Genomic DNA, 15021 nt, shown 5'->3' with positions numbered 1-15021 from the left:
AGCGATGGTTATTCCGCGTCGCCGGCCGGTTTGGCCTTCGCCTGACGGCGTTTGCCGACGTTTTTGGCGTCGCGATGGCGTACTTTCACCTTGGCCTTTTCTTTATTCTTCGCTTTATCTTCCGCGCGTTTGGCCAGCACTTTTTTCGATGGCTTGCCGTTGCTCTTCTCGTTCGGCACCTTGGTTTTCGGCCGCAGTTCGTCGATCACGCGCGCTTTCAGCGGCTCGTTCAGGTAACGGCCCACTTTGCCCAGCAGCAGATGGTCGTGCGCTTCCACCAGTGAAATGGCGGTGCCTTTGCGTCCGGCGCGGCCGGTACGGCCGATGCGGTGCAGGTAGGTGTCTGCCGTGCGCGGCATGTCGAAGTTGAACACGTGGGTGATATCGAGGATATCCAGGCCGCGTGCGGCAACGTCGGTGGCGACCAGCACGTTAACCCGGCCATCCATCATGCGTTTGACCGCTTCGTTGCGTTTGGCCTGCACCATTTCGCCTTCGAGATAGCAGGTGTTGATGCCCGCTTCGCGCAGCCAGGTGGCCAGCTCGTGCACGCGCTCACGTTTGCGCACGAAGATCACCGATTTCTGCACGTCCGGCTGCTTCAGCAGGTGGATCAGCAGCGCGGTTTTGTGCTGCACGTCATCGGCGCGGTAGTACCACTGCAGGATCTTTTTGCGTTCGCGGCGCGACGGATCGGCTTCCACTTCCACCGGCTCTTTCAGGATGCGCTCGGCGAATTCGCGGATCGCTTCGCCTTCCAGCGTGGCGGAGAACAGCAGCGTCTGGTTGCGCCAGCGGGTTTCGGCGGAGATGGTTTCGATGTCCTGCGCGAAGCCCATGTCGAGCATGCGGTCGGCTTCGTCGAGGATCAGGGTTTCCACCGCGCGGCAGTCGAAGTTCTCTTCTTTAATGTATTGCAGCAAACGGCCGGTGGTGGCGACCACTACGTCCTGGTTTTCGCTGAACACTTCCGCGTGGTTCATGTAAGCGACGCCGCCGGTGATGGTGGCGATATCCAGCGAGGTATGAGCAGCCAATTCACGCGCCTGATCGGCGACCTGCATCGCCAGTTCACGCGTTGGCGTCAGGATCAGCACGCGCGGCGGGCCGGATTTTTTGCGTGGGAAGTCCAGCAGGTGCTGCAACACGGGCAGCAGGAAGGCGGCGGTTTTGCCGGTGCCGGTCGGAGCCGAACCTAAGACGTCGCGCCCGTCCATCGCCGGCGGGATCGCAGCGGCCTGAATGGCGGTGGGGCGATCGTAGCCTTTGTCGCGCAGCGCGTCGATCAGGCGATCATCGAGTTCGAGTTCGGAAAAAGTGGTTGCTGTCATGGTCTACCTCTACTTGGGGCGCCGATTATAGACGGGTTGGCCGCGATCTTCACCTATTTAAGCGGAAAGCCGCGCTTTTCCCGTCGATCAGATTGCCTTATGCTACGCCAGTTTTATAGCCAGGTGGTGAGTGTGAGCAAGCGATCGAAAGCCGATTTTACCCCGCGCCGCGGGGGTTTTACCTTTAAACAATTCTTTGTCGCCCACGATCGGTGCGCCATGAAAGTGGGCACCGACGGGGTGCTGCTCGGCGCCTGGGCGCCGCTGGGGCAGGCGCGCCGGGTGTTGGACATCGGCAGCGGCAGCGGGCTGATCGCGCTGATGCTAGCGCAGCGCAGCGGCGACGACGTGACCATTGATGCGGTGGAGCTGGATGACGTCGCCGCCGGCCAGGCGCGTGAAAATGCGGCGGAATCGCCGTGGCCGCAGCGGATCCGCGTGCATGCGCAGGATATTCATCATTATGCGCAGCAGCATGCCGCTGAGTATGATCTGATCGTCAGCAATCCGCCGTATTTCGAGCCGGCGGTGGCCTGCCGCGACCAGGCGCGCCATAACGCACGCTACACCGAAACCCTGACGCACGATGCGCTGTTGGCCTGTGCGGCACAGCTGCTGGCGGAACAGGGAACGTTCTGCGTGGTGCTGCCGCACGACATCGGCGCCGAATTCGAACGTCTGGCGCAGCAAAACGGCTGGCAGACGGCGGCGAAGGTGAACGTCAGCGATCGGGCCGATACGCCGCTGCACCGGGTGCTGCTGGCGCTGACGCGGCGGGAAACGCCGCTGCAGGAGCAGGCGCTGGCGATCAAACAGGCCGATGGCAGCTATACCGAGGATTTCCGCCGGTTGATCGCCGACTTCTACCTGTTCTACTGAAAAGAAAAGGGCGCCGATTAGGCGCCCTGTCGCAGAGTTTAAGGCTGCAATATGGTTGGCAGCGCTTCCGGCAGCAAGTCCGGGTAGTCCAGCGTGTAGTGCAGGCCGCGGCTCTCTTTGCGCGCCATGGCGCTGCGCACGATAAGCTCGGCTACCTGCACCAGATTGCGCAACTCCAGCAGGTTGTTGGAGATGCGGAAGTGAGCGTAGTACTCGTCGATTTCCGCCTGCAGCGTGTTGATGCGGCGCAGGGCGCGTTCCAGCCGCTTGGTGGTGCGCACGATGCCGACGTAATCCCACATGAACAGCCGCAGCTCGTGCCAGTTGTGCTGAATCACCACCCGTTCGTCCGCATCGTCCACCCGGCTTTCATCCCACTGCGGCACCTGTTTGGCCTGCTGAATGAACGGCAGGCGTTGCAGAATGTCTTCCGCCGCCGACCAACCGTACACCAGGCACTCCAGCAGCGAATTTGACGCCATGCGGTTGGCGCCGTGCAGGCCGGTATAGCTGACCTCACCGATGGCGTACAGCCCGTCGAGATCGGTGCGGCCGTGCTGATCGACCATCACGCCGCCGCAGGTGTAGTGCGCCGCCGGGACGATCGGGATCGGCTGCCGGGTCAGATCGAAGCCCAGCGTCAGTAGCTTCTCGTGGATCATCGGGAAGTGCTGGGTGATGAATTCCGCCGGCTTGTGGCTGATGTCCAGGTACATGCAGTCGGCGCCCAGGCGCTTCATTTCATGGTCGATGGCACGGGCGACGATATCGCGCGGGGCCAGTTCGCCGCGCGGGTCGAACTCCGGCATAAAGCGGCTGCCGTCCGGGCGCTTCAGGTAAGCCCCTTCGCCGCGCAGCGCTTCGGTCAGCAGGAAGTTGCGCGCCTGCGGATGGAACAGGCAGGTCGGGTGGAACTGGTTGAACTCCAGGTTGGCGACTCGGCAGCCGGCGCGCCAGGCCATGGCGATACCATCGCCGGAAGAGATGTCCGGGTTGGTGGTGTATTGGTACACCTTGGCCGCACCGCCGGTCGCCAGCACCACCGTTTTGGCGCGGTAGGTTTCCACCCGTTCCAGCTCGCGGTTCCAGACGTAAGCGCCCACCACTCGCCGGGTGCCCGGCAGGCCGATTTTGTTCGAGGTGATAAGGTCAACCGCGTTGCGGCGCTCCATCACGCAAATATTGGGGTGAGCGCTTGCTTTCCCCACCAGCGTGGTCTCTACTTCCTTACCGGTCGCGTCCGCGGCGTGCAGAATGCGGCGATGGCTGTGGCCGCCTTCGCGCGTGAGATGATAATGCTCTTCGCCCTGCGCGTTGACCTCGGTGTCGAACAGCACGCCCTGATCGATCAGCCACTGCACGCAGTGGCGCGCGTTGCCGGCGATGAATTCGACGGCCTCTTTGTCGCACAGGCCGGCGCCGGCAATCAAAGTGTCATCAACGTGTGAGGCAATGCTGTCCGTTTCATCGAACACCGCGGCGATCCCGCCTTGGGCGTAAAAGGTGGCGCCCTCGCTGAGCGGGCCCTTGCTGAGAACGGTAACCTTGCAATGCTGCGCCAGGCGCAGCGCCAGTGACAGGCCCGCAGCGCCGCTGCCGACGATCAGTACATCGCTAACATGTTCAGATGATGGTTGCATAACGTATGATGTGTGCAGAAGAAGAGTGAATTTCATGTTAGCCTAACTGTCCGGGCAAAAGCCACGGATAGGGCGACATCAACAGAAAAAACAATGGCGATATGGAACTTCGTGTTCTATATGAACTCCAAGCGAGTGCTTGCTCAGGAAAATAATGTATGGCTGGCAGTACAATTTTACGCGTGGAGACGGATTTGGGGAGAGTTTACCTCGGATGAGCGAGCAGTTAACGGATCAAGTTCTGGTCGAGCGGGTCCAAAAGGGCGATCAGAAATCGTTTAACCTACTGGTAGTGCGCTACCAGCATAAGGTGGCGAGTCTCGTTTCCCGCTATGTGCCGCAGGGCGATGTGCCCGATGTGGTGCAGGAGTCGTTTATCAAGGCCTATCGCGCACTGGAATCGTTCCGTGGCGACAGCGCTTTTTATACCTGGTTGTATCGAATCGCCGTGAACACGGCAAAGAATTATCTGGTTGCTCAGGGGCGCCGTCCGCCATCCAGTGATGTGGACGCCAACGATGCGGAAAATTACGAAAGTGCGGGCGCACTGAAAGAAATTTCGAACCCTGAGAACTTAATGTTGTCAGAAGAGCTGAGACAGATAGTTTTCCGTACCATAGAGTCGCTCCCCGAGGATCTTCGCATGGCGATTACCCTGCGGGAGTTGGATGGTCTAAGCTACGAAGAGATAGCCGCCATCATGGATTGCCCGGTTGGAACCGTACGTTCGCGTATTTTCCGCGCCCGGGAAGCTATCGATAATAAAGTTCAACCGCTGATCCAGCGTTAGCAATGGCGGGCACAGGAAGGGTACTTAGGCATGCAGAAAGAAAAGCTTTCCGCTCTGATGGATGGTGAATCGTTCGACAGCGAACTGTTGAGTTCTCTGTCGCAAGATCGAACGCTTCAACAAAGCTGGCAGAGCTATCACCTGATTCGTGACACGCTGAGAGGTGATGTCGGGCAAGTGATGCATCTCGATATCGCCGATCGCGTAGCCGCTGCACTTGAGAAAGAACCCGCCCGGCTGGTGCCTTCCGCCGTCCAGGAATCTCAGCCGCAGCCTCACACCTGGCAGAAAATGCCGTTCTGGAACAAAGTGCGTCCTTGGGCGAGCCAGATTACGCAAATCGGTATGGCGGCCTGCGTGTCGCTGGCGGTGATCGTCGGTGTGCAGCACTATAACCAGCCGTCCGCGCAATCGAGCGCGCCTGAATCGCCGGCGTTTACCACGCTGCCGATCATGGGCCAGGCCTCCCCGGTCAGCCTGGGCGTTCCGGCCGACAGTTTCTCCACCGGCAGCGGCCAACAGCAGCAGGTGCAGGAACAGCGCAAGCGCATCAACGCTATGCTGCAGGACTATGAACTGCAACGTCGCCTGCATTCGGATCAGCTGCAGCTTGAACAAAGCAACCCGCAACAGGCTGCCATTCAGGTTCCCGGAACTCAGTCTTTAGGAATGCAACAGCAGTAATGAAGCCAATCTGGTTCTCCGTTTGTTTATTGACGGGCAGCCTGCTCTATTCCAGCATCGCCCCGGCGCAGCCAGCTGCGTCCGGGGCGTTATTGCAACAGATGAGCAGCGCCAGCCGTTCTCTCAATTATGAGCTCGCCTACATCAGCATCAGCAAGCAGGGGATCGAGTCGTTGCGCTATCGCCACGCGGTGATCGGCAACGTGCCGCTCGGCCAGCTGTTGCATATGGACGGCCCGCGCCGCGAAGTGTTGCAGCGTGGCGGCGGGATCAGCTACTTCGAGCCTGGCCTGGAGCCGTTCACGCTCACCGGCGATCACATCGTCGATGCGCTGCCGGCGATCGTCTATGCCGATTTCACCCGCCTGGCCAAGTATTACGACTTCATCTCCGTGGGCAGCACCCGTATCGCCGATCGGCCGTGTGAAGTGCTGCGCGTGGTGGCGCGCGACGGTTCCCGCTACAGCTACATCGTCTGGATGGATGAGGACACCAAGCTGCCGCTGCGGGTGGATCTGCTCGATCGCGACGGCGAAACGCTGGAGCAATATCGGGTGATCTCCTTCGCGGTCGGCGCCGACGTGCAGGGCGCGATGCAGGGGCTGCTCAAGGCCAACCTGCCGCCGCTGCTGTCGCTGCCGGCGGTAGAAAATGTCCAGCTCAGTTGGAGCACCGGCTGGCTACCGGCCGGGGTGGACGAGGTGGCGCGCAATCGCCGCAAATTGCCGAACGTCGCCGTGCCGGTCGAATCCCGGCTCTACAGCGACGGCCTGTTCAGCTTCTCGGTCAACGTCAGCCCAGCGGGCAGCGGCGCCGGGCAGCAGTATTACCGTCAGGGGCGCCGCACCATTCAGACCGAAGTGCGCTCGGGCAACGAAATCACTATCGTGGGCGAATTGCCGCCGGCTACGGCCAAGCGCATCGCCGACAGCATTTCTTTCAAGGTATCGCCGTAATGATGAAAGAGTGGGCCACGGTGGTTTCGTGGCAACAGGGCGTAGCGCTGCTGCGCTGTGAACCCAAGGCCGGCTGCGGCAGCTGCACCGCGCGCTCCGGCTGCGGCGCGCGCGCGTTGAACGAGCTGGTGCCGGAAACCGAGCATCAGCTGCAGGTGCATATCGAGCAGCCGCTCGAACCGGGGCAGCGCGTCGAGGTCGGCATTGCGGAAGGCAGCCTGCTGCGCTCCGCCATGCTGGTTTACCTGACGCCGCTACTGGGCATGATGCTGGGTGGCACGCTGCTGCAATATTGTTTCGGCAGCGACGCCTCGGCGGCGATCGGCGCGGTGTTGGGTGGCGGGGCGGCCTTTATGCTGGCGCGCCGGTTGGCCCGGCGTCTGGGCGAGCAGGCCGATTACCAACCGGTGGTGCTGCAGATTGGCTTGCCGCCTACCGCGATGCGCATGCAGGCGGAAAACTCCCCGCTGATTTAAACCGATGGCCGCGTCATCGCCGGGTTGTAATAGGCGGGGATGCGGTTGTGGATCATATGCTCCAGCAGCGCGATGAACAGATCGGCGCTGAGCAGCGAATCGTAGTGAATAGCAAACAGCACATTTCCCTGGCCGTCCAGCAAACGGATGCCGCGCTGCGGGTGGTTTTCCAACGCGCGGATTTGCTCGATCGGCACGTTTCCCCGTTCCGTGGTCAACATGGTGGCGCTCAGCCGCAGCGTTTCGGTCGGCGTGCCTTGCCGCTTGCCCAGCAGCAGCTGCCACAGCCAGCGTGCGTCGCCCTCCACGGTGTGAAACGGCACCGTCTCCCCCTGATAGAGCGCATTCAACGCCAGCGGCCCGCGCTGCTGCAGCTGTTGGTCGACGATCACGTCCGCCAGCCGCCACGAATGGGCGACGTTGCTGAAAACCGTACACCAGGGCTGCTCCGCACCGGTGCGGAACGCCGTGACGTCAAACAGCCCGCCAAAAGCCTTGCCGCCGCGAAAGCGATAGATATCGCCGATCTTCTCAAACGGGATAAAGCGCTCTTTGTGATGGTCGCCGTCAAAGACCCGCACGCCGTGCTCGTACAGGCGATAGGTCAGCGCCGGGCGCAGATAATGCCGCAGCGCCAGCAGCGTACAGCCGAGTAAAACCGTGCCCGCGCCGGCCTGCAACAGCGTGATGACTTCGCCCTCATCGATGCTGCTCAGCAGCGGCAGCACCAACAGCGCGGCCCCCACGCTAAACAACAGCGCCGCCGCCGCCAGAATGCCCCAGTTGATCTTCGAAAAATCGTGTCGGCTCAGCATTTGCCCTTTATCGATCATATGCACCTTCCAATCAACGTACGCAGATATGCTGGTGAACCCCGGTGAGCTGCCGATGTCGTGCCCGGAATAATGTTTTGTCGCGGAGTTCACGCCCTTTCTATCCGAGGGGCGGTGGTGGCGTATATGGGGTTTTTCCTAAAGGAAGAGAGGCAAAATGGAATTCTAACAGGTTGATCCAAATATTCTTTTCTTATAATTTCGGAGAGGGTTTATTGCGCTGCGGCCGGTTATGTATTACCGCCGGAGTTTGACGGCCACGGAGCACCTGTAGGCCTTGGCTGCAGGCCGTATCTGCCGTGTTAACATCTGTTTTCACCCGCCGGGGTGCCCTGTAACATTTAGCTGCGCATAATAGAATGCCTTCACTGCACCGATCGCTAGGTTTTCAGTGGTGTGGCATGTAGAATGCAGCGATTCAGGTGCAAGACGGCCTAACCCATTCACTGTCGCTTTAGGTCCATGCGGGTTTCTATAGGCGAGTAATTCAGAAATACCAAGGCAGAAAAACTTTTATAATGAAGCATATACGAAATTTCTCCATTATTGCCCATATTGACCACGGTAAGTCGACGCTGTCTGACCGCATTATCCAAATCTGCGGTGGCTTGTCCGACCGTGAAATGGCCGCGCAGGTGCTCGATTCCATGGATCTGGAGCGCGAGCGCGGCATCACCATCAAAGCGCAGAGCGTAACGCTGGATTATAAGGCGCTGGATGGGCAGACCTATCAGCTCAACTTTATCGACACCCCCGGCCACGTTGACTTCTCCTATGAAGTTTCCCGCTCGCTGGCGGCCTGCGAAGGCGCGCTGCTGGTGGTGGATGCCGGTCAGGGCGTAGAAGCTCAGACGCTGGCCAACTGCTACACCGCGATCGAAATGGATCTGGAAGTGGTGCCGGTACTGAACAAAATCGACCTGCCGGCCGCCGATCCGGATCGCGCCGCACAGGAAATCGAAGACATCGTCGGTATCGACGCCACCGATGCGGTGCGCTGCTCGGCCAAAACCGGCGTCGGCGTGCCCGACGTGCTGGAGCGCCTGGTGCGCGACATCCCACCGCCGCAGGGCGATCCGGATGCGCCGCTGCAGGCGCTGATCATCGACTCCTGGTTCGATAACTACCTGGGCGTCGTGTCTCTGGTGCGCGTCAAGAACGGCACGCTGCGCAAGGGCGACAAGATCAAGGTCATGAGCACCGGCCAGGTGTACAACGCCGATCGCCTGGGCATCTTCACGCCGAAGCAGGTCGATCGCGATGTGCTGAACTGCGGCGAAGTGGGCTGGCTGGTCTGTGCGATCAAAGACATCCTCGGCGCGCCGGTGGGCGATACCCTGACGCAGGCGCGTCAGCCGGCGGATAAAGCGCTGCCGGGCTTCAAGAAAGTGAAGCCGCAGGTGTACGCCGGTCTGTTCCCGATCAGCTCCGACGACTATGAATCCTTCCGCGATGCGCTGGGCAAACTGAGCCTCAACGACGCCTCCCTGTTCTACGAGCCGGAAAGCTCCACCGCGCTGGGCTTCGGCTTCCGCTGCGGCTTCCTCGGCCTGCTGCACATGGAGATCATTCAGGAGCGTCTGGAGCGTGAATACGATCTGGATCTGATCACCACCGCGCCGACGGTCGTCTACGAAGTGGAAACCACCGGCAAAGAAGTGATCTACGTCGACAGCCCGTCCAAGCTGCCGCCGTTGAACAATATCCAGGAACTGCGCGAGCCGATCGCCGAATGTCACATGCTGATGCCGCAGGAGTACCTGGGCAACGTCATCACCCTGTGCGTTGAGAAGCGCGGCGTGCAGACCAACATGGTCTACCACGGTAACCAGGTGGCGTTGACCTATGAAATCCCGATGGCGGAAGTGGTGCTCGACTTCTTCGATCGCCTGAAGTCCACGTCGCGCGGTTATGCGTCGCTGGATTACAACTTCAAGCGCTTCCAGGCTTCCGACATGGTGCGCGTGGACGTGCTGATCAACAACGAGCGCGTGGATGCGCTGGCGCTGATCACCCACCGCGACAACTCGCAGTATCGCGGCCGTGAGCTGGTGGAGAAGATGAAAGATCTGATCCCACGTCAGCAGTTCGACATCGCGATTCAGGCGGCGATCGGCACGCACATCATCGCGCGTTCCACCGTGAAGCAACTGCGTAAAAACGTGCTGGCGAAATGCTACGGCGGTGACGTCAGCCGTAAGAAAAAGCTGCTGCAGAAACAGAAAGACGGTAAGAAACGCATGAAGCAGGTCGGCAACGTCGAGCTGCCGCAGGAAGCGTTCCTGGCCATTCTGCACGTTGGTAAAGACGGCAAGTAACCGCGACGAGTTCGCGAAACGAGGGAGTTTGCATGGCGAATATGTTTGCCCTGATCCTGGCGTTGGCCACCCTGGTCACCGGGATCATCTGGTGCTTCGAGCGCTTTAAATGGGCGCCGGCCCGCCGCGCGAAGATCGCGGCGGTCAACGAGCAGACTGCGGGCGCCGTAGACGATAAAACGCTGGCGAAAGTGGCGAAGCAGCCGGGTTGGGTAGAGACTGGCGCATCGGTGTTCCCGGTGCTGTTGCTGGTCTTTGTGGTGCGTTCGTTTATTTACGAACCGTTCCAGATCCCGTCCGGCTCAATGATGCCGACGCTGTTGATTGGCGATTTCATTCTGGTGGAGAAATATGCCTACGGCATTAAAGATCCGATTACCCAGACCACGCTCATTGAAACCGGCCATCCGAAGCGCGGCGATATTGCGGTATTTAAATATCCGCTGGATCCGAAACTGGATTATATCAAGCGCGTGATCGGCCTGCCGGGCGATCGTATTACTTACGATCCGGTGAATAAGCGCGTCACGGTGCAGCCGTCCTGCAACAGCGGGCCGTCCTTCGATACCGCGCTGGCGGTGACCTACGCCGACGCGCAGCCGAGCGACTTCGTGCAGCTGTTCAGCCGCAGCGGCATGGGCGAGGCCAGCAACGGCTTCTACCAGATCCCGCTGAACGACAACGTGCCGCAGGGCGGCATTCGTCTGCGTGAGCGTCAGGAGAGCCTGGGCAACGTCACGCACCGCATCCTGACCGTGCCGGGCACGCAGGATCAGGTGGGCGCTTACTACCAACAGCCGGGTAAACAGCTGGCGGAGTGGGTGGTGCCGGCCGGGCATTACTTCATGATGGGCGACAACCGCGACAACAGCGCGGACAGCCGCTACTGGGGCTTTGTGCCGGAGAAGAATCTGGTGGGTAAAGCCACGGCCATCTGGATGAGCTTTGAAAAGCAGGAAGGTGAGTGGCCTACCGGTGTGCGTTTCAGCCGGATCGGCGGCATTCATTAATCGCTGACTTATTCTCCGCCAATTTCACGCCGCAGCTTACTGCGGCGTGAAAGATTAAGGGGATATAAACACAGCATTATGTTTCCACTCGTTGTAGAATACTTTCTCGAGCGATAAAAAGTTGGCTCCTGCTGGGAGCCACTGCAAACGAAACAGCTTTGGATCGGCTTTCGGCGAAGCAGGCCTGTTCCGTATGCTGCAAGTTTTTGACGCATTCTTGATCTATTGGTAACTCATGAACCCCATCGTAATAAACAGGCTGCAGCGGAAGCTGGGCTACACTTTTCAACAGCAGGAGCTTTTACTGCAGGCTTTGACTCACCGCAGCGCCAGCAGTAAACACAATGAACGTCTTGAGTTTCTGGGTGACTCGATTCTGAGCTTTGTCATCGCCAATGCGCTTTATCACCGCTTTCCTCGCGTAGACGAGGGCGATATGAGCCGCATGCGCGCCACGCTGGTGCGCGGCAACACGCTGGCGGAGATGGCGCGCGAGTTTGATCTGGGCGAATGTCTGCGGCTGGGGCCGGGCGAATTGAAAAGTGGTGGGTTCCGCCGCGAGTCAATCCTGGCGGATACGGTGGAGGCATTGATCGGCGGCGTGTTCCTGGACAGCGATATCCAGACCGTCGAGCGTCTGATTTTGGACTGGTATCGCAGCCGGTTGGACGAAATCAGCCCCGGTGATAAGCAGAAAGACCCGAAAACCCGTTTGCAGGAGTTTTTGCAGGGGCGTCATCTGCCGTTGCCTTCTTATTTGGTGGTGCAGGTTCGCGGTGAAGCGCACGACCAGGAGTTTACCATCCACTGCCAGGTGAGTGGTTTGAGCGAGCCCGTGGTGGGCACCGGCTCGAGCCGCCGTAAAGCCGAGCAGGCGGCAGCGGAACAAGCGCTGAAAAAGCTGGAGCTTGAATGAGCGAAGTAAAACAACACTGCGGGTTTATTGCCATCGTCGGCCGCCCGAACGTGGGCAAATCGACGTTGCTGAACCAACTGCTGGGGCAGAAGGTTTCCATTACGTCGCGTAAGCCGCAGACGACCCGTCACCGCATCATGGGCATCGACACCGATGGCGCCTATCAGGCGATCTACGTCGACACCCCTGGGCTGCACATCGAAGAAAAACGCGCCATCAACCGCTTGATGAACCGCGCGGCCAGCAGCTCGATCGGCGACGTCGAACTGGTGATCTTCGTGGTCGAAGGCACCAACTGGACCGCCGACGACGAAATGGTGGTCAACAAGCTGCGCAGCCTGCGCTGCCCGGTATTGCTGGCGATCAACAAGGTCGATAACGTTACCGACAAATCCAAGCTGTTGCCGCACATCGCGTTCCTCAGCCAGCAGATGAACTTCCTCGACGTGGTGCCTATCTCCGCCGAGAAAGGGATGAACGTCGACACCATCGCCGGCATCGTGCGCAAGCTGCTGCCGGAAGCGGAACACCACTTCCCGGAAGATTACATCACCGATCGCTCCCAGCGCTTTATGGCGTCCGAGATCATCCGCGAGAAGCTGATGCGTTTCCTGGGCGAAGAGCTGCCGTATTCGGTGACGGTAGAAATCGAACAGTTCGTGGCTAACGATCGCGGCGGCTACGATGTGCACGGCCTGATCCTGGTCGAGCGCGAAGGCCAGAAGAAAATGGTCATCGGCAACAAGGGTGCCAAGATCAAAACCATCGGCATCGAAGCGCGCCAGGACATGGAGCAGATGTTCGACGCCAAAGTGCATCTGGAGCTGTGGGTGAAAGTGAAATCCGGTTGGGCAGACGACGAACGTGCGCTGCGCAGCCTGGGCTATGTTGACGATCTGAAGTAACGATCCGTGGACGGCTGGGAGCGCGCTTTCGTCCTGCATGGGCGGCCGTACAGTGAAACCAGTCTGATGCTGGATCTGTTTACCGAAGGTCATGGGCGGGTGCGCTTGCTGGCGAAAGGCGCGCGCAGCCGCCGCTCCAATCTGAAGGGTTGCCTGCAACCCTTTACCCCCCTGTTAGTGCGCTGGGGCGGCCGCGGCGAAGTGAAAACGCTGCGCAACGCCGAAGCGGTCTCCCTCGGTTTACCCCTCAGCGGCATGATGCTTTACAGCGGCCTGTACGTGAACGAACTGCTGGCGCGGGTGCTGGAGCAGGAAACCAACTACTCGGTGCTGTTCTTCGACTACCTGCAATGCCTGCAGGCGCTGGCGGCGGAAGACAGCTCGCCGGAACAGGCGCTGCGCCAGTTCGAACTGGCCCTGCTGCACCACCTGGGCTACGGCCTCGATTTCCTGCACTGCGCCGGCAGCGGCCTGCCGGTGGATGACGCTATGACCTACCGCTACCGCGAAGAGAAAGGCTTTATCGCCAGCCTGGTGGTGGATCACTACAGCTTCACCGGGCGCGAACTGCGCGCGCTGGCGGAGCGGCAGTTTCCCGATGCCGAGACGCTGCGTGCCGCCAAGCGTTTCACCCGCATGGCGTTGAAACCCTACCTCGGCGGCAAGCCGTTAAAGAGCCGCGAACTGTTCCGCCAGTTCGTGCGCAAACAGCCGAATACGCCGGTCGACGACGCCTGACCTTTTCCCGCCCTGCGCCCGCGTGTAAACTGCTGGCACTGAAAATCGTATTTAGAGGTTGTCATGGCTGATTTGTTGCTGGGCGTCAATATCGATCACATCGCCACGTTACGTAACGCGCGCGGAACCCAATACCCGGATCCGGTTCAGGCGGCATTCATTGCCGAACAGGCGGGGGCCGACGGCATTACCGTGCATCTGCGCGAAGACCGTCGCCACATCACCGACCGCGACGTGCGCCTGCTGCGCCAGACTATCCAGACGCGCATGAATCTGGAGATGGCGGTGACCGACGAGATGCTGGACATCGCCATTGAGCTGAAGCCGCATTTCTGCTGCCTGGTGCCGGAAAAACGCGAAGAAGTGACCACCGAAGGCGGCCTGGACGTCGCCGGCCAACTGGACAAAATGAGCGTGGCGGTTGAGCGCCTGGCGCAGGCGGGCATTTTGGTCTCGCTGTTCATCGATCCCGATCATCGCCAGATCGACGCGGCGGTGGCGGTGGGCGCTCCTTATATCGAGATCCACACCGGCGCCTACGCCGAAGCGCAGGGCGAGCTGGCGGTACAGGCCGAGCTGCGCCGCATCGCGGTAGCCGCCGCCTACGCGGCCGAGAAGGGGCTGAAGGTCAACGCCGGCCACGGCCTGACTTATCATAACGTGCAGCCGATCGCCGCGCTGCCGGAAATGCACGAGCTGAACATCGGCCACGCGATTATCGGTCAGGCGGTGATGTGCGGGCTGCCGGCCGCGGTTGCCGACATGAAAGTGCTGATGCGGGAAGCGCGCCGGTAATGGCGGTGCTCGGGCTGGGTACCGACATCGTCGAGATGGCGCGTATCGAAGCGGTGGTGGAGCGCAGCGGCGATCGTCTGGCGCGCCGGGTGCTGAGCGACGCCGAATGGGCGCTGTATCAGCAGCACCAGCAGCCGATTCGCTTTCTGGCCAAACGTTTCGCCGTGAAAGAGGCCGCCGCCAAGGCGTTCGGCACCGGCATCCGCAACGGCCTGGCGTTCAATCAGTTCGAAGTGTTCAACGATGCGTTGGGCAAGCCGAATATTCGTTTGCACGGCCGCGCCGCCGAGCTGGCGGGGGAGATGGGCGTTGCCGCGATCCACGTTTCGCTGGCCGACGAACGGCGCTATGCCTGCGCGACGGTGATCGTCGAAAGCTGAAAAGAGAAAGGGCGCCTGTGGCGCCCTTGTCTGTCCTGCGGCGGATTAAATGCGATCGGCGTGGTGCAACACCACGAATTTGTCCCACAGCTGTTCGTTGGTCTCGCAATGCTGCGGATCGGTGATGATGGTGTTGTCGATCGGGCAGACCTGTTGGCAGGTCGGCGTATCGTAATGGCCAACGCACTCGGTGCAGCGATCGGTATCGATCTGATAAATCTCATCGCCCATCGAAATCGCCTGGTTCGGGCATTCCGGCTCGCACATGTCGCAGTTGATGCATTTCTTGGTAATCAGCAGTGCCATTGTCAGTTATCTTTCCATCGGTGTGCTCGGGCTGGCGCGCAATCTATCATAGAATCGCTGCGCG

General features: G+C 60.3%; 16 protein-coding genes. 12 read left to right on the top strand and 4 right to left on the bottom strand.

Annotated elements, in window-relative coordinates; all coding sequences use genetic code 11:
- Positions 1–8 precede the first annotated feature (8 nt).
- Positions 9–1331, bottom strand: coding sequence for an ATP-dependent RNA helicase SrmB (srmB, locus tag M6G53_RS07495; RefSeq protein ID WP_016929798.1), 1323 nt, complete (start codon positions 1329–1331; stop codon positions 9–11).
- Between the two features lie 99 nt (positions 1332–1430).
- Between srmB and trmN the strand changes: the two genes are divergently transcribed.
- A complete protein-coding gene (gene trmN, locus M6G53_RS07490) occupies positions 1431–2210 on the top strand; it encodes a tRNA(1)(Val) (adenine(37)-N(6))-methyltransferase TrmN (RefSeq protein WP_253330198.1) in 780 nt (259 codons plus the stop codon).
- Between the two features lie 38 nt (positions 2211–2248).
- On the opposite strand, the gene nadB is transcribed toward trmN, so the two are convergent.
- Positions 2249–3850, bottom strand: a complete 1602-nt coding sequence (nadB, locus tag M6G53_RS07485; RefSeq protein WP_253330196.1) for an L-aspartate oxidase — start codon at positions 3848–3850, stop codon at positions 2249–2251.
- A 214-nt stretch (positions 3851–4064) separates the two neighbouring features.
- On the opposite strand from nadB, the gene rpoE reads away from it, so the two are divergent.
- Genes rpoE through rseC form a run of 4 tightly spaced genes read left to right on the top strand, consistent with a single transcriptional unit; the run spans position 4065 to position 6756 of the window.
- Positions 4065–4640, top strand: coding sequence for an RNA polymerase sigma factor RpoE (gene rpoE / locus M6G53_RS07480; protein ID WP_004929136.1), 576 nt, complete (start codon positions 4065–4067; stop codon positions 4638–4640).
- Between the two features lie 30 nt (positions 4641–4670).
- A complete protein-coding gene (rseA, locus tag M6G53_RS07475; protein ID WP_253330194.1) occupies positions 4671–5324 on the top strand; it encodes an anti-sigma-E factor RseA in 654 nt (217 codons plus the stop codon).
- Positions 5324–6280 (top strand): sigma-E factor regulatory protein RseB, encoded by a 957-nt coding sequence (gene rseB / locus M6G53_RS07470; protein WP_253330192.1) that lies wholly within the window; start codon positions 5324–5326, stop codon positions 6278–6280. Before rseA ends, rseB begins: the two co-directional genes overlap by 1 nt.
- Positions 6280–6756 carry a SoxR-reducing system protein RseC gene (rseC, locus tag M6G53_RS07465; protein WP_253330190.1) on the top strand — a complete coding sequence of 159 codons (477 nt, stop codon included), beginning with the start codon at positions 6280–6282 and terminating at the stop codon, positions 6754–6756. Before rseB ends, rseC begins: the two co-directional genes overlap by 1 nt.
- Here rseC and M6G53_RS07460 read toward each other — a convergent pair.
- Positions 6753–7589, bottom strand: coding sequence for a hypothetical protein (locus M6G53_RS07460; protein WP_253330188.1), 837 nt, complete (start codon positions 7587–7589; stop codon positions 6753–6755). The genes rseC and M6G53_RS07460 overlap by 4 nt on opposite strands.
- A 518-nt stretch (positions 7590–8107) precedes the next feature.
- Between M6G53_RS07460 and lepA the strand changes: the two genes are divergently transcribed.
- The 7 genes from lepA to acpS all read left to right on the top strand — a co-directional run bounded on the left by lepA (position 8108) and on the right by acpS (position 14651).
- Complete coding sequence (lepA, locus tag M6G53_RS07455) at positions 8108–9907, top strand: translation elongation factor 4 (RefSeq protein ID WP_033648940.1); 1800 nt, start codon at positions 8108–8110, stop codon at positions 9905–9907.
- Positions 9908–9939: 32 nt separating this feature from the next.
- Complete coding sequence (lepB, locus tag M6G53_RS07450) at positions 9940–10917, top strand: signal peptidase I (protein ID WP_253330186.1); 978 nt, start codon at positions 9940–9942, stop codon at positions 10915–10917.
- Between the two features lie 235 nt (positions 10918–11152).
- Positions 11153–11833: a ribonuclease III gene (gene rnc, locus M6G53_RS07445; protein WP_004929158.1), complete on the top strand. Its 681-nt coding sequence runs from the start codon at positions 11153–11155 to the stop codon at positions 11831–11833.
- The gene (gene era, locus M6G53_RS07440; protein ID WP_004929162.1) at positions 11830–12738 is read left to right on the top strand and encodes a GTPase Era; all 909 of its coding nucleotides are present in this window, start codon (positions 11830–11832) and stop codon (positions 12736–12738) included. The genes rnc and era overlap by 4 nt, the downstream gene beginning before the upstream one ends.
- 6 nt (positions 12739–12744) lie before the next feature.
- Positions 12745–13476 (top strand): DNA repair protein RecO, encoded by a 732-nt coding sequence (recO, locus tag M6G53_RS07435; protein WP_004929165.1) that lies wholly within the window; start codon positions 12745–12747, stop codon positions 13474–13476.
- 63 nt (positions 13477–13539) lie between these two features.
- Complete coding sequence (gene pdxJ, locus M6G53_RS07430; RefSeq protein ID WP_047730060.1) at positions 13540–14271, top strand: pyridoxine 5'-phosphate synthase; 732 nt, start codon at positions 13540–13542, stop codon at positions 14269–14271.
- Positions 14271–14651 carry a holo-ACP synthase gene (gene acpS, locus M6G53_RS07425; protein ID WP_019452319.1) on the top strand — a complete coding sequence of 127 codons (381 nt, stop codon included), beginning with the start codon at positions 14271–14273 and terminating at the stop codon, positions 14649–14651. Before pdxJ ends, acpS begins: the two co-directional genes overlap by 1 nt.
- A gap of 45 nt (positions 14652–14696) precedes the next feature.
- On the opposite strand, the gene M6G53_RS07420 is transcribed toward acpS, so the two are convergent.
- Positions 14697–14957 (bottom strand): YfhL family 4Fe-4S dicluster ferredoxin, encoded by a 261-nt coding sequence (locus M6G53_RS07420; protein ID WP_253330184.1) that lies wholly within the window; start codon positions 14955–14957, stop codon positions 14697–14699.
- Positions 14958–15021: the final 64 nt, after the last annotated feature.

It is taken from the genome of Serratia nevei (assembly GCF_024160145.1).
GTDB lineage: Bacteria > Pseudomonadota > Gammaproteobacteria > Enterobacterales > Enterobacteriaceae > Serratia > Serratia nevei_A.
Note: the sequence above shows the minus strand (reverse complement) of the source record. Positions and strands in the feature narration are given on the sequence as shown.

Coding starts and splice junctions, on each gene's coding strand:
- srmB (WP_016929798.1), bottom strand. CDS start 1,331: ATGACAGCAACCACTTTTTCCGAACTCGAACTCGATGATCGCCTGATC.
- trmN (WP_253330198.1), top strand. CDS start 1,431: ATGCTACGCCAGTTTTATAGCCAGGTGGTGAGTGTGAGCAAGCGATCG.
- nadB (WP_253330196.1), bottom strand. CDS start 3,850: ATGCAACCATCATCTGAACATGTTAGCGATGTACTGATCGTCGGCAGC.
- rpoE (WP_004929136.1), top strand. CDS start 4,065: ATGAGCGAGCAGTTAACGGATCAAGTTCTGGTCGAGCGGGTCCAAAAG.
- rseA (WP_253330194.1), top strand. CDS start 4,671: ATGCAGAAAGAAAAGCTTTCCGCTCTGATGGATGGTGAATCGTTCGAC.
- rseB (WP_253330192.1), top strand. CDS start 5,324: ATGAAGCCAATCTGGTTCTCCGTTTGTTTATTGACGGGCAGCCTGCTC.
- rseC (WP_253330190.1), top strand. CDS start 6,280: ATGATGAAAGAGTGGGCCACGGTGGTTTCGTGGCAACAGGGCGTAGCG.
- M6G53_RS07460 (WP_253330188.1), bottom strand. CDS start 7,589: ATGATCGATAAAGGGCAAATGCTGAGCCGACACGATTTTTCGAAGATC.
- lepA (WP_033648940.1), top strand. CDS start 8,108: ATGAAGCATATACGAAATTTCTCCATTATTGCCCATATTGACCACGGT.
- lepB (WP_253330186.1), top strand. CDS start 9,940: ATGGCGAATATGTTTGCCCTGATCCTGGCGTTGGCCACCCTGGTCACC.
- rnc (WP_004929158.1), top strand. CDS start 11,153: ATGAACCCCATCGTAATAAACAGGCTGCAGCGGAAGCTGGGCTACACT.
- era (WP_004929162.1), top strand. CDS start 11,830: ATGAGCGAAGTAAAACAACACTGCGGGTTTATTGCCATCGTCGGCCGC.
- pdxJ (WP_047730060.1), top strand. CDS start 13,540: ATGGCTGATTTGTTGCTGGGCGTCAATATCGATCACATCGCCACGTTA.
- acpS (WP_019452319.1), top strand. CDS start 14,271: ATGGCGGTGCTCGGGCTGGGTACCGACATCGTCGAGATGGCGCGTATC.
- M6G53_RS07420 (WP_253330184.1), bottom strand. CDS start 14,957: ATGGCACTGCTGATTACCAAGAAATGCATCAACTGCGACATGTGCGAG.